Genomic DNA, 23340 nt, shown 5'->3' on the forward strand with positions numbered 1-23340 from the left:
CCCGCCTGGCGACCGGCGTACGAAGCCATGGTCGCGAGGATGGAATCCCGCGGTGTGTCCTGCGCGGGCCGCCCTCCCTTCTGGGCCTGGGCCGCCCCGGACACCGCCGACGACCGCGTGGCCTGGACCGCGGTGCTGCTGCTCGGCCTTGACGCGGACGATCCGGGGCCGTTCGCCGGGTACCGCGTACTGGATCTGGAGATCGCCGACGAACTGGTCGTCCTGAGTTCGTACCCGCGCTGGAACACCTTCCTCGACGACGTCCTCATGGGCGAGGAGTCGGCCGCCATGGACTGGTCCATCGACGCCGACGAGTTCCATGACCCGGACCAGATGGGTGTGCAGGCGTGTGTGCCGCGCCTCCGCGCCGACTGGGTACTGGGCTGCCGCCCGTTGACGGCCCCGCTGGGCGACTGACGGGAGTGACGGTCTCCCGCTGTTCGCGAGCCGGCCCAGCACGGAACCGTCCCTCGGCGCCGGAGGGCGCAGGAGATGATCGGGCCATGACTGAGATCATTCTGATGTCCGACCCGAAGGTCGCGGCCGTTCCCGTCCGGGAGTGCGGCGAACGGCTCGTGGACCTCCGGAGGCACAGCCCCCTGCTGATCGACGAACGGAAGGCGGAGGACTCCGCCGGAGCCTTCGCCCACCTGCGGGAGGGAGTGCTCGACCGCCTGCTCAAGGCACAGGAACAACTGCCGCGCGGGCTGCGGCTGCTGTTCGTCGAGGGGTACCGCCCGCCGTCCCTGCAACGCCGCTACTTCGACGAGTACGCGAGCGAACTCCGGGCCGGGCACCCGGACTGGTCCGCCGCGCGGATCCACTCGGCGGCCAGCCGCTATGTGTCCCCGCCCGAGATAGCGCCGCACAGCGCCGGGGCGGCCGTGGACCTGACCCTCGCGGACGCCGACGGCCGGGAACTCGACATGGGCACCCGGATGAACGCGAGTCCGGAGGAGAGCGCGGGCGCCTGCTACACACGGGCCGGCAACATCAGCGCCGAGGCCCGCTCGCACCGGGACCTCCTGGGCGCGGCGCTCACCGCCGCCGGGCTGGTCAACTACCCCACGGAGTGGTGGCACTGGTCCTACGGGGACCGCTACTGGGCCCTGATGACGGACGCGGGGGCCGCCCTCTACGGACCCAGGGAGCTCGGCTGACGGTCGCGCCTCGCGGAGCCCTCACGCCTGAGTGCTGCGCGGGGGCGCGCCGCCCGGCGGTGACGCGCCCGAGGGCAGCGCGACCGGTCCGGGACACCTCGAACGCCCCGCCATGGAAACCTCGTGAGGCCCATCCGTCACACACACCACAGCGCTCGGCGATTCGGCCAATTCCCGCCATGCGACAGCGCCCGCGGCACGGCGGTCGCGCGTTCGAGCCCTTGGAATTCCCGGGCTCCATCACGTCCGGAATCGAGCGCGTTCGATTCCGTCACCTCGTCGTTATGCCGGACACAGCCGGACCATCCAGGTGCGGCAGCGACCCCTGGGAGGGATGCGGGTGACTGTGACCGACGCCTCGACCGCACATGCGGAGATGCCGCCTCCGCCACCTCCGGCGACCATCACCTTCGAAGGGAAGCACGCCAAGAATCCGCTGGCGGAGGCGAGTTTCCGGGCGATGTGCGGACGCCTCCCCTCCGTGCTCGGGCACACCGCCCGGCTGGCCTGGTCCGTCGATCGCCCGGCCGTCCTGCTCATGCTGCTCTGTCAGCTCCTCACCGGTGCCTCGGCCGCCGCGGTCCTCGCATTCACCGCGAAGGCCATGACGCACATCCTCGGGACCGGGGTGGTGTCCGAACGTCTGGACGCCGCGCTGCCCGCCCTGATGGTGGTCGCGGGTGCCGCGGGCGTTGGCCGGATCAGTAGTGCCCTGTCCTCCTACGCCGACGGCCGGATCACCCCGCTCCTCCTGACCGAGGCGGACGTCGCGCTGGTGTCCGCGGTGTGCCGCGTCGAGGCGTCCGCCTACGGGGAGAGCGGATTCGCCGACCGCCAGGAAGCCGCCGAGGTCGGTGTCACCCGCACACGGATGATGGTGCAGGACGCACAGCGGTTCATGGCCGCCCTGGTCCGCATGGTCGCCGCGAGCGGTGTCATCACGGCCCTGCACTGGATGATGCTCCCGCTGCTCCTGCTCGCCGTCGTCCCGGCCGGTATCGGCGCCGTGCTCTGCGCGCGCGTCGACTACGAGACCCACTACGCCAACGTGGGCGACCGCAATGTCCGCGGCATGATGCGCTGGTGGGCCACCTACTCCCGCTACGGCGACGAGGTCCGCGCCAATGGCATGACCGGCTACCTCCTCTACTGGTACCGCGCCCTGTCCGACCGCATCGACCAGCGGACCCTGACCGCCGCGCCCCGAATGCTGCGCATCGTCCTGACGACCAGCGCCCTGGGCGGGATCTTCCTCCTGGGCACCTGGGCCACCCTCGCCTGGCTGGCCACCACCGGCCGCGTCGCCCTGCCCGTGGCGGCCACCGCCGTGGTCGCCGTCCAGACCACACTGGCCGCGCTCTCCCAGTTCGTGATCCACGGTGCCGCGATGTTCCACACCTCGCTGTACCTCGCCGATATGCGGAGCTTCCTCGATCTGGCCACCGAACGCGCGCCCCGGCGCGGTGAGCTGACCATTCCCGAGCAGGTGACCGAGATCCGGCTCGATGAGGTCGTGTACCAGTACCCCGGCAAGGACGAACCGGCGGTCGACGGGGTGTCCCTCACCCTGCGCCGCGGTGAGATCCTCGCCATCGTCGGTGAGAACGGCAGCGGCAAGTCCACCCTGGCCAAACTGATCACCGGAATCCTCCTCGCCGACAAGGGCCGCGTCCTGTGGGACGGCATCGATCTGGCACGGGCCCATCCCGACGCGGTGTGGAAGCGCACCGCCCTGGTCCCGCAGAACTTCGCGTGCTGGCCGCTGCGCGCGCGGGAGAACATCACCCTGGGGCAGCCCAAGACCTTCGACGACGACGCGGTGTGGGAGGCCGTGGACGCGGTGGGCATGCGAACGACGATCGAGAAACTGCCCCGGCAGCTCGACACCCTGCTCGCCCGTGAACTCTTCGGAGGCGCCGAGCTGTCCGGAGGCCAGTGGCAGCGGCTCGTCTGCGGTCGTGCGCTCTACCGGCGGACACCCCTGCTGATCCTGGACGAACCGACGTCGCAGATGGACCCGCGCGGCGAACACCAGATCTTCCTGGAGATCAAACGCATCGCCGCCGAACGCATGACGATCGTCGTCACCCACCAGCTGGAGAACACCCGGCTGGCGGACCGCATCCTCGTCATGCGGGACGGACGAGTGATCGAACAGGGCGGCTACGACGAACTCGTCGGCGCGGGCGGTCTGTTCGCCGAGCTGGTCGCCCTGGCCAAGGACCGTTCCCAGCGCTGATCCCGGGGCGGCGCCGCTCCACACGGCGCCGCCGCGGAAGGGGCCCGCCCGGAGCCCGTCACGCCCGGTGCGGGACCTCACCGGGTGTGACGCGAAGGACCCCGGCGACGGCGATGAGCTGGTCGAGAAGCTGCCACTGCACCCGAGCGGGGCAGTCGGCGTTGACACCCCCGCGACCCGGGACTTCCATGGAATGTGTGCGCCGTGGCCGTATCGCGCACCGGCGCCTCGCGAACCCTCTGACTCCCCCACGGATCAGAACAGGAGGCGGCCAGCGATGAACGTCGGGAAGAAGATGGCCCACAAGGCCGAAGAGCTCAAAGGTCAGGCCCAGAAAGCGCTCGGCCGGGCCACCGGAAACCGCCGGCTCGAGACCGAGGGCCATGGCCATCAGGCCAAGGGCGGTATGAAGCAGGTCGGAGAGAAGATCAAGGACGCATTCCGGCGCTGAACGGGTGTTCCGCCCGCGGCGAGCGAGGCGCGCGGTGCGGAAGGAGGCCGGTCCGATGACGTCTGACGGTCCGTGTCGGGCGTGCTCACCCTCCTGGGTCGGTCTCACCACCCCCGACCTGCGCAGGACGCAGGACTTCTACGGCGCTGTGCTCGGCTGGACCTGGCGCCCCAGCCCCGCGGACCAGGGCTTCCGGCTCGCCCTCAGTGACGGGGAGCCGGTGGCCAGCATCGGCGAGGCCGCCTCCGGGCTCCGCGCCGCCGCCCACTGGACGCCGTTCTTCGCCACCGACGGCGCGAACGACATCGCGGCACGGATCCACGAGCGCGGTGGCACGGTGGGTGTCGGCCCGCTCCCCTTCGGTGCCGGCCGGGTGGCCCTCGCCTCGGACACGCACGGGGCGGTGTTCGGCTTCTGGGAGGGTGAGGTGTTCCCGGGCTGGCCGCCCGGCCGTACCCCCATGCCCGCCTGGCTGGAGCTGCGCACCCGCGACACCTTCGCCGCGGCGCTGTTCTACGGCGAGATCTTCGGCTGGACCGCGGAGGGCGGCACCTGCACGGTCGAGTACGGGAACGAGGAGGTGGTCGTGCGGGAGTCGGGCCGCAAGGCCGCGGTGATCCGCGGTGGCGCCGTCGAAGAGGCGCCCGACCCCCGGGTGCGGCCCCGCTGGTGGGTGCACTTCCAAGTGGCCGACCTGGACGCCGCAGCGGCCGCCGCCACGGCGGCGGGCGGCACCGTCGTCGCCGGTCCGATGGCGCCCTCGCCCGGCGCGGAGCGGGAGGCGACCGTGCGCGACCCCATCGGTGGCTCCTTCAGCATGACCGCCGGATGACCGTGCCGCTCCGGCCTCCGGACCAGGTGCGGCTCCGTGGCCTCGGCGGTTGCACCGCGCCATGGCCGACAAAGAGGGAGAATGGGCATATGAGCGACAGAACCCCTGAACCGGACCCCCGTCGCACCGCCCGCCCCGAGCCGGAGCGCCAGGGCCCGGCCACCCCCGCGTCACCGTCCGGCGGCACGGCCGCCGCCCCCGCGGCGGACATCCACCGCACGCCCGGCACCGACCAGGCGCACGGCGTGCCCCCGGGCGAGACTCCCCCGGCCGAGGGAAGTACGGCGGGCGCCGGCCCACAGGAGACCTACAACCCCACGAAGGGCTGGAGCACGGCTCCCATCCTGGTCATCCTGGTCCTGGTGGCGTTCTTCGTCGCCTTCTGCGTGGCCTACGCGGTGACGGTGTAGCCAGCCGGAACGCCACGGCACGCTCCTTGTGCGGGTCCGATGACCGCATGCACATGCCGCCCGAGCCGCACGTTACTGACGGGGAATGAGTTGCTCACGCCGGGGAACGCGGAGGTTGCCGGATCACTGTGCGTCGGAAGGACACCCCCCATGCTGATGGCCCATCCCGCGGTTCTGACCGACCTCGTCGCCCAGTACGAGGCGTTGCGCGCCCTGGAGGCGAGCGCAGGCGATCTGGAGACACAACAGCGCCTGGACGACGTCTCGTACACCCTGTGCGTGGCCACCGGAACCCAGGACGTGGACACGGCCCTCACCGCGGCCCGCCACCAGTTGCTCGGCGCCCGCGCCGCAGCCGGCTCGCTGCTCACGGCGGACGCCGTATGACACCAGCCGGGCGACCATGGCGGGCGGCCATGACGAGAGAACACGGGGAGTGACTCACCCCTCGGACGGCCTCCCGTACTTGGCCGTGTAGGAACGGGCGATCCCCAGCTGTTCCCGTTCCATCCAGGGAGCCGCGTCCAGCACGCCGGGCAGCGACTTGCGGTCCGTGGTCACCGCCCGGAACAACCGGGAGACGGTCACCTCGTGGTCGGGCCTGTGAATGACGTCGATCGGGTCGCCGACACTCAGCTCCCCCGGTTCGATGACGCGCAGCATGGCCCCGGAGGACGCCGACTGGGTGAAGCGCCGCAACCAGCCCTTCTCCCCGAGCCATCCCGCGAAGGTGCGGCAGGGGATGCGGCCGCCGGTCACCTCCAGCACGACCCGGGGACCCACCCGCCACCGCTCACCGATCAGCGCCTCGCGCAAGTCGATGCCGAGGGTGGTGAGGTTCTCGCCGAAGGCACCGTTGGCCAGCGAACGGCCCAGCTCGTGCTCCCAGCCGTCCAGATCCTCGCGGGCGAAGGCGTAGACCGCCCGGTCGTTCCCGCCGTGGAAACGCAGATCGCACACCGCGTCCCCGGACACCCCGCTCGCCCCGACCCCCGGGGGCCCCGGCGAGTCCACCCTGACCGGCCCCTCGACCGGCCGCTTGTCGATGCCCGTCGTACCCGACGGCGCGTCGGTGAAGGCCACGGGCTTGGCCGATCCCACGTTCACACTCAGGATTTTCATGGCAGCTTCATTCGGTGGACGGCGCTGGGAGGGGTATGGGCCGACGTGCGGTTGTCACGGTGAGTTCACCATTCCCCATCGTTGAGTCGAAATCCTATGTCCCGCGAGCGGAGGCCACGTCCCGGACGCCGTCGTCCGGGTCCACGCCCGGGGCCCCTGGACCGGCCGGTCGGGTTCGTCGGCGGAATCTGCCGCTGATGACCACGGGTTCCCTCTCCCGGCGGACCGCAAAACTCCTGGATGCCGTGCGGGCGGCGATCTCCTTGGCCCGTGCGGATAAGACCGCCGGACCGGGGTACCGGGGCCCGGCGAAGTCCGTCGAACAGGAGGGGTCGTTGACCGAGCAGAGCGCCGTCGTCGCTGGCGGGAAGGGTGCGGGGAGGGTGGAGCCGGCTCCACCGGGATGGTTCGCGAGGGTCTCCCGCTGGTGGCAGCGGGCGCTCGGATCGGAGGGCCACGAGCGGTACACCGTGCTGTTGACCGGCAAGAGCACCCTGGCCGCCACCCTCGCCTGGGTGATCTCCTACCACCTGCTGAACGCGCAGTCCCCCGCGTTCGCCCCGTTCTCCGCGGTGCTCATCATGCAGGTCACCGTGTACCAGTCGCTGCTGCAGTCGACACGCTATGTGGCGGCCGTGACCGCCGGAGTCGCCGTACAGGCCGCCCTGGGATTCCTCATCGGACCCGATGTGCTGACCTTCGTCCTGGTGGCGCTGATCGCCCTCACGATCGGCCGGTGGCCCGCGCTCGGGTCGCAGGGCTCCCAGGTCGCGACGGCGGCGTTCTTCGCCTTCTCCACCTATGCCTCGGCGGCCACGAACCAGGACAGGGTCAGCCAGCTCGGCCAGATCGTCCTGCTGGTCCTCATCGGCTGCGGAATCGGGGTACTGGTGAACGTCGTCATCGTGCCGCCCCTGCGCTACCGCGGCGCCGAGCACGGCATCCACACCCTCGCCCATTCGCTGTGCGACCTGGTCAGCGACATGTACCCGGCGCTGCGCGAGCACGACGTCGACGAGGAGCGGACCGCACACTGGCGGAGCCGCGCCGAACGGACGGAAGGACTGATCTCGCAGGCACGAGCGGGCCTGCGGACGGCCCGGGAGAGCCTCCATTTCAACCCTCGCCGCCTCTTCCGCCGTCAGCTCCGGAGCACCAGCTTCGAGGGGTACGGTGCGGTGCTGGAGGCCCTGGAGCGCACCATGTACCAAGTGGCCAGCCTGACCCGGGCACTGGACCGGTGGGACCGGGACGAGGACGACCGCCGCGACGAGGCGTTCCTGGAGTCCTACGCAGCGTTCCTGGAGTGTCTCTCCGGCATCACCCAGGTCTTCACGGAACTCGACGAGGACCGGCTCGACGAGCAGGCCCCGCGGCTGTGCCGGCTGGCGGACGAGGCGCAGAACTGCCTTCGCCGCGTGGCCGAACAGGCCGAGGAGGACGGTCTGCCGCTGACCGATCCGGCACGCCCGTACGGTGTCCTGGTCATCGAGGCCACCCGCCTGATGGAGGAGTTCCAGTACACCTGCGATGTGCTCCAGCACCACGTCGGCCGGCCCGGCGGATGACGGGGCCCGATCGGCCTTCCGCCATCCGCCACCCGCCGGACGTGCCCGGCCGGACGTCAGGACGTCACCCGGCGAGGACCTTGACGAGGGCCTCGCCCAGGCCGGTGGCCGAGGCGGGGTTCTGTCCGGTCACCAGACGGCCGTCGACCACCACATGGGGCTCGAAGTCGGCGGCGCCCGTGTGCTTGGCCCCCCGCTCCTCCAGCTTGCTCTGGAGCAGGAACGGCACCACGTCGGTGAGCCCGGCGGTGGCCTCCTCGTCATTGGTGAAGGCCGCCACGTTCTTGCCGTCCACCAGGTAGGACCCGTCGGACAGGGTGATGTCGACCAGACCGGCCGGGCCGTGGCAGACCGCCGCCACGGCGCCGCCCGCTTCGTAGACGTCCCGGGCGATACCGGCCAGTTCGGTGTTGCCGGGGAAGTCCCACATGGTGCCGTGGCCGCCGACGTACACCACCGCGTCGTAGTCGGACGCGGTGACATCCTGCGGCCGAGCGGTGCGGTCCAACTGCCCGGCTATCCGCGGGTCGTCCAGGAACGCCTGCTGGACCGGGTCGGACAGGTCCGCACCGTCCATCGGCGGGCGGCCGCCCTTGACCGAGACCAGGTCGACCTCGTAACCGGCGTCCGTCAGGACCTTCCAGGGGTGCGCGGCCTCGGGAAGGTAGAAGCCGGTGGTCGAGCCGGTGTCGCCGAGCTGGTCGTGGCTGGTCAGAACGAGTGCAACCTTGCCGGTGCGGGGCATGACGATCTCCTGGTCCGAGAAAGCGGGCGGGTCACCGCGGCCCGTCACCCGGGCGGGCCGTGCGGCACACCAGCACGGTAGGCCGCTGCGGCCATAGAAGACCAATGGAAGAATGGCCATATGCCCATCGGAAAACCGATGGGAAGGCCGCCGAGGAGGCGGGATGGACCTCTCCCTGCTCAAGACCTTCCTGGCCACGTACCGGACGGGTTCGCTGACCGCGGCGGCGCGGCAGGTGGGCCTGTCGCAGCCCACCGTCACCGCGCAGATCCGCACCCTGGAGCAGCAGGCGGGCCAGCAGCTGTTCCGCCGGCTGCCGCGGGGCGTGGTGCCCACCACCGTCGCCGACGAACTCGCCGCGGAGGCCGCTCCCCATGTGGACGCGCTGGTCGCGATCGGTGAACGCGGATTCGCCGACCACGCGCGTCCGTTCACCAGGCCGGTGCACCTGGGCGGCCCCGCCGAGCTCACCGGCACCCGTGTGCTGGCCTCCCTGACCCCCCTCATCCGTCAGGGGCTGAAGCTGCGGGTGACCCTGGGGCTGGCCGACGATCTGCTGGCCGGGCTGCCGGAGGGCCGTTTCGACGTGGTGGTCTCCAGCATCCGTCCACGTGGCCGCGCCATCGTGTCGGTGCCGCTCACCGATGAGGAGTTCGTCCTCGTGGCGGCACCGCGGACGGCCGCCGGCCTCGACGGCGAACGGCTCGCGCGGGAGGGGCCCGCGGCGCTCCGCCATCTCCCCCTGGTCAGCTACGCCGAGGATCTGCCCATCATCCGCCGCTACTGGCGCACCGTCTTCGGCACCCGCCCCGCCCACAGTGCGGCCATCGTCGTGCCCGATCTGCGTGCCGTGCTGACCGCCGTCGTCGCCGACGCGGGCATCTCGGTGCTCCCCCGCTATCTGTGCGCCGCCGAACTGGCCGACGGCACCCTCACCCCGCTGCTGGAGCCCGAGATCCCCCCGATCAACACGCTGTACCTGGCCTGCCGGGCCGGTACGCAGGACACCCCGGCCATCGCGGCCCTGCGCGGCCATCTCCTCGATGCGGCGCGCACCTGGTAGCGGCTTCACACCCCGATGCGGGTGATGCTCGGACCGTCGCCGGTGTCATCTCGACGGTGCTCCGCCACTTCGACCGCGACCGCTCCAGCGGCGGCTGCGGACGAGCAGATGGAGGAAGTACGGCGTACCGATCACGGCAGTCATCAGCCCGGCGCCGAGCTGCGCCGGGGCGATCACCGTACGGCCCAGCAGATCCGCCGTGCACACGAGCGTGGCACCGAGGAGCACCGAGACCGGGACCACCCGGACGTGCTGACGGCCGACCAGGGCACGGGCGGCGTGCGGTGCCACCAGCCCGACGAAGCCGATCGTGCCCGCGACCGCCACGGCGGTGGCCGCCAGCACGACGCTCAGCGCGAGGAACCCCAGGCGCCCCCGGGCGAGGCGGACCCCCAGGAGCCGAGGGGTGTCCTCGTCCAGTGACACCAGGTCGAGTTCGGTGCGCCGCAGTACGGCGACGGTCACGCCCACGGCGAGCACACCCGCGAGGGGCACCACATCGGGCAGGGACCGTCCGTAGGTGGAACCCGACAGCCAGGTGAGTGCCTTCGTCGCGTTGAACGGGTCGGTGAGCACGATGAGCAGGTTGATCAGCGCGCCGGTCCCGGTGGCCACCCCGAACCCGACGAGCACCAGCCGGTTCTGCTGGAACCCGCCCCGGGCGGCGAGCCCGAAGACCACGACGGAGCTGATCGCCGCACCGGCGAACGCCGCACCGGCCATCCCCCACGACCCGGCCACGGGAGCCGTCGTCACCAGGAGCACGGCACCGAGCGCGGCGCCTCCGGAGACGCCCAGGACGGCGGGTTCGGCGAGCGGGTTGCGGGTGACGGCCTGGACGAGCGTCCCGGCCAGGGCGAGCGCCGCGCCCGCGAGGAGCGCCGCGAGCACTCTGGGGATCCGGGTGTCCAGGACGAAGGAGACGGTCCGGCCCGCCCTGCCCTGGGCCCAGTTCGCCACGTCGCCCAGCAGCAGCTTGCTGTCACCGAGCAGGACGGCGGCGATCGTCACACCGATGAGCACGGCCACCAGCACGGCCGTGGTGGTCAGGAAGACGGCCCGGCTCCTGATGCGCAGCCGGTCGACCGCGGGGGCGCCGGCGGTGTCCCGGACCCGGCTGGCCATGACGATCAGGAACAGGCCGCCGACGAGGCTGGTGGCGACGCCCGTCGGCACGGCGACCGCCACGTCCGCGGGGACGACCGCGCGCAGCAGGACGTCCGAGCCGAGCACCAGCGCCACCCCGGCCAGACCGGCGGTGGGGACGCTCGCGCGGCTCCGGGAGAACGCGCGGAACCTGCGGGCGAGGGGACGGACCAGCGCGGGGGCGCACAGCCCGACGAAGCCGATCGGTCCGGCGAGGGTGACCGCGGCCGCGGAGAGCAGCGTCGCCAGGACGACCACGGTGATGCGGGTCCCGCGGACCGGGACACCGAGGCCGCGGGCTGCGTCGTCGCCGAGCGCCAGGGCGTCCATGCGGCGGCCGACGAGCAGCAGTCCGATGAGTCCGATGACGCCGATCGGCGTCATCTGGAGCACGGCGTCGAACCCGTTCTGGGAGATGCTGCCCTGGTTCCACTGGAAGAGGCCCTTGGTCTGCTCGGGGAAGAGCAGCAACAGCCCCTGGGTGACGGCAGAGAGGCCGAGGGCCAGGGCGCTGCCCGCGAGGACGAGCCGTACGCTGCCCGCGCCCGGACCGGATAGTCCGAGCACGACGGCCGCCGCCGCGAGGCCGCCGAGGAAGGCCACCCCGGAGGAGGCCATCAGCGGGAGGGAGACGCCGGTGACGGCGGCCAGTCCGAGGGCCAGGTAGGAGCCCGCGTTGACCGCGAGGGTGTCGGGGGAAGCGAGCACATTGCGGCTGACCGCCTGGAGGGCGGCACCCGCCATGCCGAGCACGGCCCCGACGAGCAGCCCCGCGGTCATCCTCGGCAGCCGCGAGGCGATGACCACGGACGCGTCCGCCGGGTCGGCCCGGCCGGTGAGCGCCTTCCAGACCTCCGGGCCGCCGACGTCGGCGGTGCCCTGGGTGATGTCGATGATCGCGAGGCCCGTCACGAGGAGGACCAGCGCGGCCGTCACCGCGGCCGCGCCCGCCCGGGAGGTGGCGGCCGACGGACGGGTGGCGGGTGGTGTCGCGGTGACGGCCATGGTGTTACTTCGTCAGCGCCTTCACGATCGCGTCGACGTACGCGCCCATCGACTCGGGGCCGCCGAACATCCAGATGCCGTCGGGCAGTCGGTGGACATCGCCCTTCTTGACGAACGGCAGCGACTTCCACACGGCGTCCTTCTTGAGGGCGCCGTTGAACGGGGTGCTGTTCTTGTCGCCGTCGCTGCCGATGTAGGCGAACTGCACATCGCCGAGCCCGGTGAGCCCCTCGACGTCGGTCGAGGCGAGGCCGTAGTCCTTGTCGCCCTTGACCTTCCAGGCGTTCTTCAGGCCGAGCTTCTCGTTGACCGCCCCGATGAGCGAGCCCTTGGTGTACGGCCGGACCGAGACCTGGTTGGAGGTGATGTAGCCGTCGGCGAAGGCGAGCTTCTCACCGTCGAGTCCTGCGGCCGCGAGGGTCTTCCTGCCCTTGGCGGTCCTGGCCTCGAACTGCTCCGTGAGCTCCTCGGCCCGCTCCGTGGTGCCGGTGGCGCGTGCGATGAGGCCGAGGTTGCCGGTCATCCGCCCGATGGGGTCGGAGGCGTCGGCGGCGCGCACCTCCAGCACCGGGGCGACCTTCCGCAGTTGCTTCACGGCGGCCGGGGGCAGGTCGGTGGTGGCGACGATGAGGTCGGGTGAGAGCTTGGCGATGGTGTCCATGCTGGGCTCACCGCGGGTGCCGATGTCCTCGGGCTCGTTCTTCAGCGGGACCGCGGTGTCCCAGGTGCGGTAGCCCTTGACGTCGGCGACACCTACGGGGTCGACGCCCAGCGAGACCAGGCTCTCCACGACGTTCCACTCGGTGCCGACGACCTTCTTGGCGGGGCCGTCGAGCTTCACCTTCGCGCCGGAGGCGTCGGTGAGGGTGATGCGCTTGCCGGACTTCGCGCCCTTGTCGTCGGTGGTGGGCTCGGTGGTCCCGCACGCGGTCAGGGTGAGCGCCGCGGCGGTGGCGGCCGCCGCGGCTATCAGGAGGCGTCTCATGAGGTGGTGCTGAGCCTTTCGCTTCGCGCATGGTGCCGGCCGATCGCGCGGGTGCGCAGCCGGCCGGTGAGGGGGTCGGTGTCGACGTCGATGCGGATGCCGTAGGTGGCGGTCAGGCGCTCCGCGGTCAGGACGTCTACGGGGGTGCCGTCGGCGAGGATCCGTCCCGCGTCCAGCAGCACGATCCGGTCGGCGACGGCCGCGGCCTGGTCGAGGTCGTGCAGAACGGCTCCGACGGCGATGCCGTGGTCGTCCGCCAGGTCGCGGACGAGGTCGAGGAGCTCGACCTGGTAGCGCAGGTCGAGATAGGTCGTGGGTTCGTCGAGGAGCAGCACACCGGTCTCCTGGGCGAGACAGCCGGCGAGCCAGACCCGCTGGAGCTGGCCCCCGGAGAGGTGTTCGGCACCGCGTTCGGCGAGGTCGGCGACACCGGTCATGGCCAGGGCGCGGTCCACGGCGGCCGGGCCGTCCGGATCCGCCCTGCTCCAGCGGCCGCGGTACGGATAGCGGCCGAACTCGACGACGTCCCGTACGGTCAGCCCGCTGGGCGTGGGTCGCCCCTGGGTCAGCAGGGCGACGTGGCGGGAGAACTCCCGGGGGGTGAGGGCGAGACCGTCGGTGTCGCCGTCGAGGACGAGCGTGGCGGCCCTGGGCCGCTGCAACCGCGCGATGGTCCGCAGGAGCGTCGACTTCCCGCTGCCGTTCGGCCCCACCAGCACGGTCACCTCGCCGGGGCGCAGCGTCAGCGCGGCGTCGTGCACGACGTCGACGCCCTCGTACGCCACGGTGACACCGGTGGCCGACAGTTCATGACCGCGGCGGCCGGTGGCCGCGGAGGTCTCCTCAAGCGCTCTCACGGAGCGAAGGTTAGCCTAGCCTTATCTCCACCGTCAGCGGGGGTGCGACCTCACGGGGCACCGGATCCCCCGATCGCGGCGACGAGGGCATGGGCGAGCCGGCGGGCCCGCGCGATCACCAACGGCACTTCAACCTCCCGGCCAACATCGTCCCGACCACCACCCTAACCCCTAAATGGAAACGGCATCCATTTTCATATAGCCTCATCGGGCACACCACCGATCAGGAAGGGGTCCGTGTCCCATGGCCGTACCCAAGCGGAAGATGTCCCGCAGCAACACCCGTCACCGCCGCGCGCAGTGGAGGGCGAGCGCACCGGAACTGGTGACCATCACCATCGAGGGCCGTGCGCACCGAGTGCCGCGGCAGCTCGTCCCCGCCTACCGGCGCGGTCTGCTGCGCCCCGTGGACTGACACACCACCAATCGGACCACCAACCGGCAGCACCTTCCGGTGATCGGCGGGCGACACACGGGCCGAGCGCTCCTCCCACGGGTACGGCGTGCCCAGCAGCCGCCCCCACACATGAGGAGACGAACCGTGTACGCAGCCGTGCGACGCTACACAGGGGTGACCGATCCGGCCGAAGCGGGACGCCGGGTGAACGAGGGGTTCGTACCCCTCCTCCGGGACATCCCCGGACTCCTGGCCTACTACTGGATCGACGCCGGGGACGGGGTCATGGTCTCCACCAGTGTCTTCGAGAGCGAGGCGGGGGCGGCGGAGTCGGTCGACAAGGCGGCGGAGTTCGTACGGGACCGCCTGGCGTCCCTGCTGCCCAACCCGCCCCAGGTCATGTCCGGCCAGGTGGTCGCCTCCATGTAGGAGCCCCGCGGTACGGCCGGGTGCGTGCGGCTGTGATTCATCCACTGTTGATGTGCCGTCAACTGCTCTCCTGGATCCAGCTGCTCTACTCTCCTGCGCGCACCCGCCGTCCGCCCCGGGACGACGGGTATCCCGTCACCCGTGGAGTCAGTGTGAAACGTCGCAATTTCCTGCGCGGAGCGGCCCTCGGCACCTCGGCCGCCGCCTTCGGCGGCACCCTCATGCGCGGGGCGGCCTACGCCGCCCCGGCCCAGCCGGGTCCCGGACCGTACGGCGCCCTGGGATCCGCCGACGCCAACGGCATCCAACTGCCCAGCGGCTTCAGCAGCCGCGTCATCGCCCGGTCCGGGCAGAAGGTCGCGGGCACCTCGTACACCTGGCACAACGCTCCCGACGGCGGGGCCTGCTTCGCCGACGGCAGCGGATGGATCTACGTCTCCAACTCCGAGATCAACCCCGGCGGCGGTGTCGGCGCCGTGCGGTTCGGCGCCTCGGGCGCCATCACCGGCGCCCACCGCGTCCTGTCCGGCACCCGGCAGAACTGCGCCGGTGGCAGAACACCGTGGAACACCTGGCTGTCCTGCGAAGAGGTCAGCCTCGGCTACGTCTGGGAAACCGACCCGTGGGGCGTGAACGCGGCCATACGGCGCGACGCCATGGGCCGGTTCAAGCACGAGGCGGCCGCGGCCGACCCGGTGCGCCACGCCATCTATCTGACCGAGGACGAGACCGACGGCTGCTTCTACCGCTTCGTGCCCACGAACTGGGGCACCCTGTCCACCGGCACGCTCCAGGTCCTCCAGGCCGGTACCGCCACCTCCGGATCGTTCTCCTGGGTCACCGTCCCCGACCCCGACGGCTCCCCCACCGTCACCCGCGACCAGGTCTCCGGCGCCAAGCGGTTCAACGGCGGCGAGGGCTGCCACTACGCGAACGACACCGTCTGGTTCACCACCAAGGGCGACAACCGCCTGTGGCAGCTCGACCTCACCGACAACACCTACGAGCTGGCCTACGACGATTCCCTCGTCACCGGCGGCAACGCACCCCTCACCGGGGTGGACAACGTCACCGGCTCCTCCTCCGGCGACCTCTTCATCGCCGAGGACGGCGGGAACATGGAGATCTGTCTGATCACCCCCGACGACATCGTCGCCCCGTTCCTCCGCGTCACCGGCCAGTCGGGCTCGGAGATCACCGGTCCCGCCTTCTCGCCCGACGGCTCCCGCCTCTACTTCTCCTCGCAGCGGGGGACCACCGGCAGTTCCTCGGGCGGCATCACTTACGAGGTGACCGGACCGTTCCGGAGCTGACCGTGATCCGCGGTCCGGGGCGGTACGTCCGACGGCGCCCCGGACCGCAACCGGAGCCGGGAGAGAGCCAGCCTGCGGCGCTCCCGGTCGACATCGGTGACGGTGACCGTGACCTCGTCGCCGGGCCGGACGGTGGCCTGGGGTCCCGTGTGCTCACCGCGGCGCACGAGTCCCTCGATGCCATCGGCGACCCGGACGAAAACACCGAACGGGACGAGCTTGGTGACGCGTCCGGACAGCCGCTGTCCGACCTCGACGCGGTCGGCGAACGTCTGGAAGGGGTCGGGCCGCATCGCCCGCAGGGACAGCCTGGCCTCCATGTTCCAGGTATCGAACTGGAGGAACTCACCCGTCACACGCTGTCCGACCTCGACGACCTCCGCGGCCGATGCGACACGCAGCCAGGTCAGTTCGGGGATGGTGATGAACCCGACGCCGGGGAAGACCGGATGGTCCGGGCCGTCGTCCAGCGCCACGAACACTCCGAACCGCTCGATCGCCGCGACGGTACCGGACAGCGGCTCGCCCCTGCGCAGTGATTCCAGGAACGTCCGCAGCTCCGAGGTCTCCACCGGTCGGCTCATGGGCCCAGCCTGCCATGGGTGGTCGCCCGGTGTGCGGTGTGCGTACACCGCACACCGGGCGACCCCTCAGCGGGCGGTGACCGTCAGGCGGCGGCCGGGGTGTAGTGGCCGGCCTCGTCGCCCTCGAGGACGTAGCTGCGCTCACCGTTCACCCCGACCGGAACATCGCCCGCGACGGTCGCCCGGTGCAGCAGCCGCGGCAGGTCGCCGTAGTCGTCGGGGGCGTAGTGCTGGGTGATGCGGTTGTCGAAGACCACCACGTCGCCCGGGGACCAGGCGACGCGCACGATGTTCTCCGGACGGACGACATAGGACTGGAGGATCCGCAGCAGATCGCGGGACTCCGACGAGCCGAGACCGAGGAAGCTCTGTGCGAAACCACCGATGAACAGCCCGCGTTCACCGCTCTCGGGGTGGACACGGACGACGGGGTGGGCGGTCCGGTAGGTGCGGGAGACGAACCGCCGGCGGTGTTCGGCCGCCCTCTCGCTCCTGGGGGGCTCGGCGTAGTCGTACTCGTTGGTGTGGACGGCCCGCAGGGAGTCGGCCAGGTGCCGCAGCGGCTCGGGCAGATCGCGGTAGGCGGCGGCCGTGTTGGCGATGAGCGTGTTGCCTCCGTAGGGCGGGACCACGATGCCGCGCAGGGTGGACACCTTCGGCGGGGTGCGGACGAAGGTGACATCGGTGTGCCAGCGGTTGGCACGGATGCCCTCCTCGGCGTCGACCGGAAGGATGCTGGGCTGCCCGTCGACCGACGGCACCGTCGGATGCGCGGTGGTCAGCTCCCCGAAGAGGGAGGCGAAACGCAGTTGGGCGGTGTCGTCCAGGTGCTGGCCGCGGAAGATGAGCGCCTTGTGCTCCAGGAGTGCGGCATTGATATCGGTGAAGAGGGCTGGGTCGAGCTCATCGGAGAGTGTGACGCCGTGGACTTCGGCGCCGATCCGGCCGCCGATCTTGCGGACGTCGAATCCGGTGCTGGTCATGGGGACGGCTTCCCTTCGGTGGGGTGTTCGGTGTGCTCAGGCGGTGAGGGGGGACGGGGGACGGACGAGTCCGTAGTGGTCGCGGAGGGTGTCACCGGTGTACTCGGTACGGAACAGACCGCGCCGTTGGAGGACGGGGACGACGTGGTCCACGAAGTCCTCCAGACCACCGGGCAGATGTGGCGGCATGATGTTGAAGCCATCGGCCGCGCCTTCGGTGAACCACTCCTCCAGCTCGTCGGCGATCTGCTCCGGGGTACCGGCGAAGACACGGTGGCCACGGCCACCGCCGAGCCGGGCGATCAGCTCCCGCAGGGTGAGGCCGTCACGGCGGGCGAGGTCGGCCACGAGGGTGAAGCGGCTCTTGTTGCCGTTGATGTCCCGCTCCTCCGGGAGCTCGGGCAGCGGGCCGTCGAGCGGAAGTCCGGTCAGATCGGTGCCCAGCATCCCGGAGAGCTGCTGCAACCCGTACTCGGGGACCTGCAATTCGGTCAGTTCGTCCTCCAGCGCGCGGGCCTCGGCCTCGGTGGAGCCGATGACCGGGCAGATACCCGGGAGGATCTTCAACTGGTCGCGGCTGCGGCCGTGGCGCGCCAGCCGGGAGGTCAGATCCTTGGCGAAGGTCTGTGCGTCGGCCAGGGTCTGCTGCGCGGTGAACACCGCCTCCGCCCAGCGGGCGGCGAACTCCTTGCCGTCCTCCGAGGATCCGGCCTGGACCAGCAGCGGATGGCCCTGCGGTGAGCGCCGCACATTGAGCGGTCCGTCCACCCGGAAGTGGGCTCCGCGATGGCCGATGGCCCGGACCTTGTCGCCGTCGGCGTAGACACCGCTCTCGCGGTCCAGCACCACCGCGTCGTCCTCCCAGCTGTCCCACAGCCGGGTGGCCACGTCCAGGAACTCGGCGGCGCGTTCGTAGCGCAGCTGGTGTGCGAGGTGTTCCTCGCGTCCGAAGTTGCGGGCCTCGGCGACATTGCCGGAGGTCACGATGTTCCATCCGGCCCGGCCACCGCTGAGGTGGTCCAGCGAGGCGAACCGGCGGGCCACATGGAAGGGTTCGTCGAAGGTGGTGGAGACGGTCGCGATCAGACCGATGTGCTCGGTGGTGACGGCGAGGGCGGACAGCAGGGTGAGCGGTTCGAATCCACCCACCGCGTTGTGCCGGGCGTTGCCCCACAGGGTCAGGCCGTCGGCGAGGAACAGCGAGTCCAGCTTGCCGCGCTCGGCGGTCCGCGCGAGCTCCTGGAAGTAGCTCAGATCGGTGATGCGCTCGGGCTGGGTGCGGGGGTGCCGCCAGGCGGCGTCATGGTGACCCGCGTTCATCAGGAAGGCGTTGAGATGGAACTGGCGTCGTCTGCCGGCCATGGGGACCTCTCTGCTGACGTCGTACGGGGTGACTGGGGTGGCGATCAGCCGGTCGCGGGGACACGCCAGGAGCTGAGCCTGCGTTCCACGGTCACGAGCAGCTGGTTGAAAGCGACGCCGATGACGGAGATGGTGAGGATCCCGGCGTACATCTGCGGGATGGCGAAGTTGTACTGGGAGGCGTTGATCAGGTAGCCGAGCCCCTCCTTGGCGCCGACCATCTCCGCCGCCACCAGCACCAGGATGGAGGAGGCTCCGGCCAGCCGGATGCCGGTGAAGATCGTGGGTATGGAGGCGGGCAGGATCACCTTCTGGAACAGCCGTGGCGCCGAGAGGTCCATGGACTTCGCCAGTTTGAGCAGAGTGGGATCCACCTGGCGCACCGCGCTGATGGTGTTGAGGAGGATCGGCCAGGTGCAGGCGTAGAGCACGATAGAGATCTTGGACGTCTCCCCGATGCCCAGCAGCAGGACGAACACCGGGAGCAGCGCCAGCGCCGCGGTGTTGCGGAACACTTCGAGCAGCGGGCCCAGCAGATCCGCGACCACCCGGTAGCGGCCGATCAGCAGTCCGAGCGGAACGCCGATGAGGACGGCGAGACCGAACCCGGTGAACGAACGCGTCAGACTGGCCCGGGCGTTGTCCGTGAGCTGGCCGTCGGCCAGCAGTTCCCACCAGGCGACGGCCACCTCGTGGAAGGGCGGCAGGAAGGTGCGGTCCACCAGACCGGCGCGGGGCGCGACCTCCCACACGGCGAGCAGCGCGGCGATCGCCACCGCCTTGGTGAGACCGCGCACCAGCAGACCGGGCAACAGTCGGGCGACGGCGCGGGCCTCGGCGGAGAGCCGTTCCGTCCGTGGTGGCCCGGTGTCCGGTACCGGTGTGCTCTCCGGGGCGCGTGGCCCGGCGGGGCCGCGGTCCGGGGCGGTGTCCGCCACGGGGGCGATGGGGTCCTTGACGGTGGTCGTCCCGGTGGGGCTCATACGGGAACACTCTCCTTCTCCAGCTCCTGGGCGCGGGCCACTTCGTCGTGCAGCAGGCTCCAGATCTCATGCCGGTAGCGGGCGAACTCCGGGCTGGAGCGCACATCGTCCGCCGTGGTGCGAGCGTCGAGCGCGATCGGGACGACCTCCTTGACCGTCCCCGGCCGGGAGGTGAGGACGGCCACCCGCTGTCCGAGGTAGACCGCCTCCTCGATGCCATGGGTGATGAAGACCACCGTCTTGCCGGTCCGCTCCCAGATCCGCAGCAGCTCGTTCTGCAACAGCTCCCGGGTCTGGGCGTCCAGCGCGGCGAACGGCTCGTCCATGAGCAGCACATCGGGGTCGTAGGCGAGGCTGCGGGCGATCGCCACGCGCTGGCGCATCCCACCGGACAGCTCGTGCGGGTGGCGGTCCTCGAATCCGGTCAGGCCCACCAGGTCCAGGTACTCCCGGGCCCGTTCGGCGCGCCGGCGCCGTGGAACCCCGGTGGCCTCCAGTCCGAATTCGACGTTGCCCAGGGCGGTGCGCCAGGGCAGCAGCGCGTACTGCTGGAAGACGATGCCACGGTCGAGTCCGGGGCCGGTGACCGGTTCTCCGTCCAGGAGGATCCGTCCGCTCGTGGGCCGGGTGAGGCCGCCCAGCAGGTCCAGCAGGGTGGACTTACCGCATCCGCTGGGCCCGACGACGACCACGAACTCACCGGCGGAGATCTCCAGGTCGACCCCGTCGAGGGCGGTGAACCCGGTGGCCCGGCGGCCGCCCGGCCCCTGTACGGGGAACACCTTGCGGACCTGTTCGAAGGCGATTTTGGCGGTCATGGGATCAGCTCCGGGTCTTCGTGGCGGACGGGGCCGGGGAGCCGGACGAGGTGCCCGTCGGGCGGTAGTCGTTGTACTTGTTGGTGTAGAGGCCGGAGGCCGTGACCTTGCCGCGCTTGATGTCTCCGCGCTCCGCCAGCCAGTCGATCCACAGCTTGAGTTGCTTGTCGGTGATCCGGCCGCCGGCCTCGGCGACCCCGAAGGACTTCCAATACTTCAGCGGGGTGGCGTCCTCCTTGCGGTCGCGCTTCTTCACGACCTCCGTCATCCGTGCGATGACCTCCTCGCGCGGCCGCTTCCGCGCCCACTCGATGGCACGGGCCACACCGGTCACGAAAGTCCTGGCGGTGTCGGGGTTCTGCCGCAGGAAGCGGTCGGTCATCACGTAGGTGCCGGCGCTGAACGCCCCGAGGAGCTCGAAGTCGGTGAACAGCGGCCGGACCCCGCCCTTGGCCACGGCCTTGTCGCGCAGGATGTCCCCGAGCACACCGACCTGGATCTGGTGTTGCCGCAGGGACTGTTCGGTGTTGACCGGCGGCACCACGAGGGGCTCCACCTTGTCGATCTCGTCCTGGGACAGTCCGTGGCGCTGGAGGTAGATGTCGAGCATGGCCTCGGAGTGGGCCCCGAGGGTGTTCATCCCGACCTTCTTCCCGATGAGGTCGCGGGCCGACCGGATCGGGCTGTCCTCCAGTACGTAGAAGCCGTTGTAGGCGCGCTTGTCGGAGCCGTAGTAGCTGATGACGGAGGTGATGGGGGCACCGTTCGCGGCCAGTTTGACCACGGCGCCGTTGAAGGCCCCGCCGAAGTCGATCTGCCCGGTGGCCGCCGACTGGATGTCCTGGGGGCCGCTGATCGTGTTGCCGGCCCAGTCCAGTTTCACATCGTCCAGGTACCCCAGGTCCTCGGCGAGTTCGGGGAGGGTGACCTGGCCGGCCCAGCCCTGGTAACGGAGCTTCTTGGTCTGCTTTCCGGACCCGCCGCCCACGGCCGTGCCACAGCTCACCGCCGCGGCCGAGACACCGAGCAGGGTCATGAATTGTCGCCTGGACGTAGCTGTGCGCATGAGGAGGGTCCTTGTGAAAGGGGATGTGAAAGGGCAGGCCGAATCACCGCACGGCACGATCCGGAAATCCGCGGGGGCGAGTCCTTGTATCGCCACGGAGCCATTCCCCGGCAGCCCGTGGGGGAATGACCGGGAAAAGGCATGAAGGCGGAACGGAAAAGCAGGACTCACACGCTCATGGGGCAGCGGAAACCGTCAGATGCCGAGCGGGAGAAAGAGCGTGAGAGAGAAGAGTGAGAGAGGCGAGCGCGAACGGCTCAGCGGCCGGCGGCACAGATGGCGCTGGCCTGGCGTCGCAGATCGACGTGCAGGCGCACGGCGAAATTCTCGGATTGGCTCACGTCCAGAAGGATGGCAGTGCGTCCAGTTCTCGTCAATGTCTTCTGGATGCCATCTCGCATCGCGGATTCCGGCATCACAAGAATCCCCAAAAGTCGCTTCCTCTGGCGCGATGGCCGAGTTGCTCGACGGATGAGATCTGATGGCCGGTCAACACGCGTGCCCGCCGGTGCTCATCGAGCACCGGCGGGCGGAACATCTTCGATCTGTCGTCGTCAGGATCGCGACGCGGTCTGCTGGAGGGCGCGGGCCCGGGCGCGCTCGGGGTAGTGGGCGGTGAACATGGCGGGCAGGACGAACCCGGCGACCTGGACGGCGGTCGAGGCCGTGCCGCCCAGGTCCGCGGCCTGGACCACGATCAGGGCCGCGGCGGAGAGGGTGAAGGCGGCGGCCCAGACGGCGGTGATCACCACATTGATCCGGCGGAACAGCGGCGTGCCCCAGACTTCGCGCGGCGCCTGGCGGCGGGCTATGCCCAGGGTGAAGGGGCGCCGCACGGCGACGGTCAGCCAGGCGGTCAGCGCCAGCCAGCCCAGGGCGAGCGCGCCGTCATAGGGCTCCAGGGCGCTGTGCGGGCGGGCGAAGGAGAGCGCGGTCAGGGCCGCGAAGAAGATCACCGTGCTGCCCTCCAGCACCAGGGCGTCCGCCTCCACGCCCGATCTGCGCTGCTGGACCAGCAGCGCGGCCCCGATCACCAGGCCCGCCAGCGCACCCCACTGCCAGCCCAGCGAGGACACCACCGCGAAGGCGATCCACGGGATGAAGCCGCGCAGGTATGTCATGTCCGCTCCTCAGGGGTGCTCAGGTGTCACGTCCCCTTACGGCGACGTTCTCAATCCGACATGTCAAAAGTAGAAGGTCCAGCGTTGACGTGTCAATGTTGGAAGGTAAAGTGGAGGTCATGAGTCTTCGCCATGCCGTACTGGGACTGCTGGCCGACCGCCCCGCCAGCGGCTATGACCTGATGAAGCTGTTCGACACCTCCTTGGCCAACGTGTGGGCGGCCACCCAGAGCCAGGTCTACGGCGAGCTCGGCAAGCTCTCCGACGCGGGCCTGGTGACGGTCACGGCCGAGGGGCCGCGCGGCCGCAAGGAGTACGCCATCACCGAGGCCGGCGAGGCCGAGCTGCGGCAATGGCTGACCGGCACCCCGCCCACCCCGGCCCGCCGCAGCGACAGTCTGCTGCGCGTGTTCTTCCTCGGCCGGCTCACCCGGCTGGAGGCCGTCACGTACCTCGAGAGCGAGGCGTCCCGGGCCGCCGCGCGCCGCAGCGCCCTCCAGGAGCTCGAGGGGGCGGTCGACTGGGACGAGGGCCCGCTGTCGGTCTACGGCCGGATCGTCCTGGAGTACGGGATGCGGCAGTCCGTCATGCACGAGGAGTGGGCCCGCTGGGCCGCGGAGCAGGTCGGCTCCGCTGACACCCCTTAGTGCCGCGTCAGCCCCTCCGTGCCGCGCCACGACACGCCACGGAGCCCGGGTGGG

General features: G+C 70.7%; 25 protein-coding genes. 13 read left to right on the forward strand and 12 right to left on the reverse strand.

The window, feature by feature from the left end:
* The first annotated feature begins 39 nt into the window (after positions 1–39).
* From NMK44_RS32580 to NMK44_RS32610, 7 genes are all read left to right on the forward strand, one after another.
* Positions 40–417 carry a hypothetical protein gene (locus tag NMK44_RS32580; RefSeq protein WP_374215372.1) on the forward strand — a complete coding sequence of 126 codons (378 nt, stop codon included), beginning with the start codon at positions 40–42 and terminating at the stop codon, positions 415–417.
* An 86-nt stretch (positions 418–503) separates the two neighbouring features.
* A complete protein-coding gene (locus NMK44_RS32585; protein ID WP_254749878.1) occupies positions 504–1160 on the forward strand; it encodes a M15 family metallopeptidase in 657 nt (218 codons plus the stop codon).
* Positions 1161–1494: 334 nt separating this feature from the next.
* Positions 1495–3399 (forward strand): ATP-binding cassette domain-containing protein, encoded by a 1905-nt coding sequence (locus NMK44_RS32590; protein WP_374215373.1) that lies wholly within the window; start codon positions 1495–1497, stop codon positions 3397–3399.
* A 277-nt stretch (positions 3400–3676) separates the two neighbouring features.
* On the forward strand, positions 3677–3850 hold the full coding sequence (locus NMK44_RS32595; protein ID WP_254749880.1) for a CsbD family protein: 174 nt from the start codon (positions 3677–3679) through the stop codon (positions 3848–3850).
* A gap of 55 nt (positions 3851–3905) precedes the next feature.
* Positions 3906–4682, forward strand: a complete 777-nt coding sequence (locus tag NMK44_RS32600; protein WP_254749882.1) for a VOC family protein — start codon at positions 3906–3908, stop codon at positions 4680–4682.
* Positions 4683–4771: 89 nt separating this feature from the next.
* A complete protein-coding gene (locus NMK44_RS42495) occupies positions 4772–5092 on the forward strand; it encodes a DUF6480 family protein (protein WP_308358648.1) in 321 nt (106 codons plus the stop codon).
* A 150-nt stretch (positions 5093–5242) separates the two neighbouring features.
* Positions 5243–5479, forward strand: coding sequence for a DUF5133 domain-containing protein (locus NMK44_RS32610; protein WP_254749884.1), 237 nt, complete (start codon positions 5243–5245; stop codon positions 5477–5479).
* A 54-nt stretch (positions 5480–5533) separates the two neighbouring features.
* On the opposite strand, the gene NMK44_RS32615 is transcribed toward NMK44_RS32610, so the two are convergent.
* A complete protein-coding gene (locus NMK44_RS32615; protein WP_254749886.1) occupies positions 5534–6214 on the reverse strand; it encodes an MOSC domain-containing protein in 681 nt (226 codons plus the stop codon).
* A 197-nt stretch (positions 6215–6411) separates the two neighbouring features.
* On the opposite strand from NMK44_RS32615, the gene NMK44_RS32620 reads away from it, so the two are divergent.
* Positions 6412–7782, forward strand: coding sequence for an FUSC family protein (locus tag NMK44_RS32620; protein ID WP_254749888.1), 1371 nt, complete (start codon positions 6412–6414; stop codon positions 7780–7782).
* 64 nt (positions 7783–7846) lie between these two features.
* Here the strand turns inward: NMK44_RS32620 and NMK44_RS32625 are convergent, their stop codons facing one another.
* Complete coding sequence (locus NMK44_RS32625) at positions 7847–8527, reverse strand: type 1 glutamine amidotransferase domain-containing protein (protein ID WP_254749890.1); 681 nt, start codon at positions 8525–8527, stop codon at positions 7847–7849.
* A 163-nt stretch (positions 8528–8690) separates the two neighbouring features.
* Between NMK44_RS32625 and NMK44_RS32630 the strand changes: the two genes are divergently transcribed.
* Positions 8691–9590, forward strand: coding sequence for a LysR family transcriptional regulator (locus NMK44_RS32630; protein WP_254749892.1), 900 nt, complete (start codon positions 8691–8693; stop codon positions 9588–9590).
* 45 nt (positions 9591–9635) lie between these two features.
* Here the strand turns inward: NMK44_RS32630 and NMK44_RS32635 are convergent, their stop codons facing one another.
* The 3 genes from NMK44_RS32635 to NMK44_RS32645 are packed head-to-tail and all read right to left on the reverse strand — an operon-like array spanning position 9636 to position 13583.
* Positions 9636–11741, reverse strand: a complete 2106-nt coding sequence (locus NMK44_RS32635; RefSeq protein ID WP_254749894.1) for an iron ABC transporter permease — start codon at positions 11739–11741, stop codon at positions 9636–9638.
* Between the two features lie 4 nt (positions 11742–11745).
* The gene (locus NMK44_RS32640; RefSeq protein WP_254749895.1) at positions 11746–12726 is read right to left on the reverse strand and encodes an iron-siderophore ABC transporter substrate-binding protein; all 981 of its coding nucleotides are present in this window, start codon (positions 12724–12726) and stop codon (positions 11746–11748) included.
* A complete protein-coding gene (locus tag NMK44_RS32645) occupies positions 12723–13583 on the reverse strand; it encodes an ABC transporter ATP-binding protein (protein ID WP_254749897.1) in 861 nt (286 codons plus the stop codon). Before NMK44_RS32645 ends, NMK44_RS32640 begins: the two co-directional genes overlap by 4 nt.
* Positions 13584–13827: 244 nt before the next feature.
* On the opposite strand from NMK44_RS32645, the gene rpmF reads away from it, so the two are divergent.
* The 3 genes from rpmF to NMK44_RS32660 all read left to right on the forward strand — a co-directional run bounded on the left by rpmF (position 13828) and on the right by NMK44_RS32660 (position 15722).
* Positions 13828–13998, forward strand: a complete 171-nt coding sequence (gene rpmF, locus NMK44_RS32650) for a 50S ribosomal protein L32 (protein WP_254749899.1) — start codon at positions 13828–13830, stop codon at positions 13996–13998.
* A 126-nt stretch (positions 13999–14124) separates the two neighbouring features.
* Positions 14125–14409 carry a hypothetical protein gene (locus NMK44_RS32655; protein WP_254749901.1) on the forward strand — a complete coding sequence of 95 codons (285 nt, stop codon included), beginning with the start codon at positions 14125–14127 and terminating at the stop codon, positions 14407–14409.
* A gap of 152 nt (positions 14410–14561) precedes the next feature.
* A complete protein-coding gene (locus NMK44_RS32660) occupies positions 14562–15722 on the forward strand; it encodes a PhoX family protein (protein WP_254749902.1) in 1161 nt (386 codons plus the stop codon).
* On the opposite strand, the gene NMK44_RS32665 is transcribed toward NMK44_RS32660, so the two are convergent.
* The 7 genes from NMK44_RS32665 to NMK44_RS32695 all read right to left on the reverse strand — a co-directional run bounded on the left by NMK44_RS32665 (position 15692) and on the right by NMK44_RS32695 (position 22639).
* On the reverse strand, positions 15692–16306 hold the full coding sequence (locus NMK44_RS32665) for a S1 RNA-binding domain-containing protein (RefSeq protein ID WP_254749903.1): 615 nt from the start codon (positions 16304–16306) through the stop codon (positions 15692–15694). The genes NMK44_RS32660 and NMK44_RS32665 overlap by 31 nt on opposite strands.
* 83 nt (positions 16307–16389) lie before the next feature.
* A complete protein-coding gene (locus NMK44_RS32670; RefSeq protein WP_254749904.1) occupies positions 16390–17289 on the reverse strand; it encodes a TauD/TfdA dioxygenase family protein in 900 nt (299 codons plus the stop codon).
* A gap of 36 nt (positions 17290–17325) precedes the next feature.
* Positions 17326–18651, reverse strand: a complete 1326-nt coding sequence (locus NMK44_RS32675) for an LLM class flavin-dependent oxidoreductase (RefSeq protein WP_254749905.1) — start codon at positions 18649–18651, stop codon at positions 17326–17328.
* A 44-nt stretch (positions 18652–18695) separates the two neighbouring features.
* Positions 18696–19634, reverse strand: a complete 939-nt coding sequence (locus tag NMK44_RS32680) for an ABC transporter permease (protein ID WP_254749907.1) — start codon at positions 19632–19634, stop codon at positions 18696–18698.
* Positions 19631–20452, reverse strand: coding sequence for an ABC transporter ATP-binding protein (locus NMK44_RS32685; protein WP_254749909.1), 822 nt, complete (start codon positions 20450–20452; stop codon positions 19631–19633). Before NMK44_RS32685 ends, NMK44_RS32680 begins: the two co-directional genes overlap by 4 nt.
* A 4-nt stretch (positions 20453–20456) precedes the next feature.
* A complete protein-coding gene (locus tag NMK44_RS32690) occupies positions 20457–21488 on the reverse strand; it encodes an ABC transporter substrate-binding protein (protein WP_254749911.1) in 1032 nt (343 codons plus the stop codon).
* Between the two features lie 584 nt (positions 21489–22072).
* Entirely contained in the window at positions 22073–22639 is a 567-nt protein-coding gene (locus NMK44_RS32695; protein ID WP_254749913.1) for a hypothetical protein, read from the reverse strand.
* Positions 22640–22758: 119 nt separating this feature from the next.
* On the opposite strand from NMK44_RS32695, the gene NMK44_RS32700 reads away from it, so the two are divergent.
* Positions 22759–23286 (forward strand): PadR family transcriptional regulator, encoded by a 528-nt coding sequence (locus NMK44_RS32700; protein WP_254749915.1) that lies wholly within the window; start codon positions 22759–22761, stop codon positions 23284–23286.
* Positions 23287–23340 lie beyond the last annotated feature (54 nt).

Source organism: Streptomyces cucumeris (assembly GCF_024295805.1).
In the GTDB taxonomy this organism is placed as follows: Bacteria; Actinomycetota; Actinomycetes; order Streptomycetales; family Streptomycetaceae; genus Streptomyces; species Streptomyces cucumeris.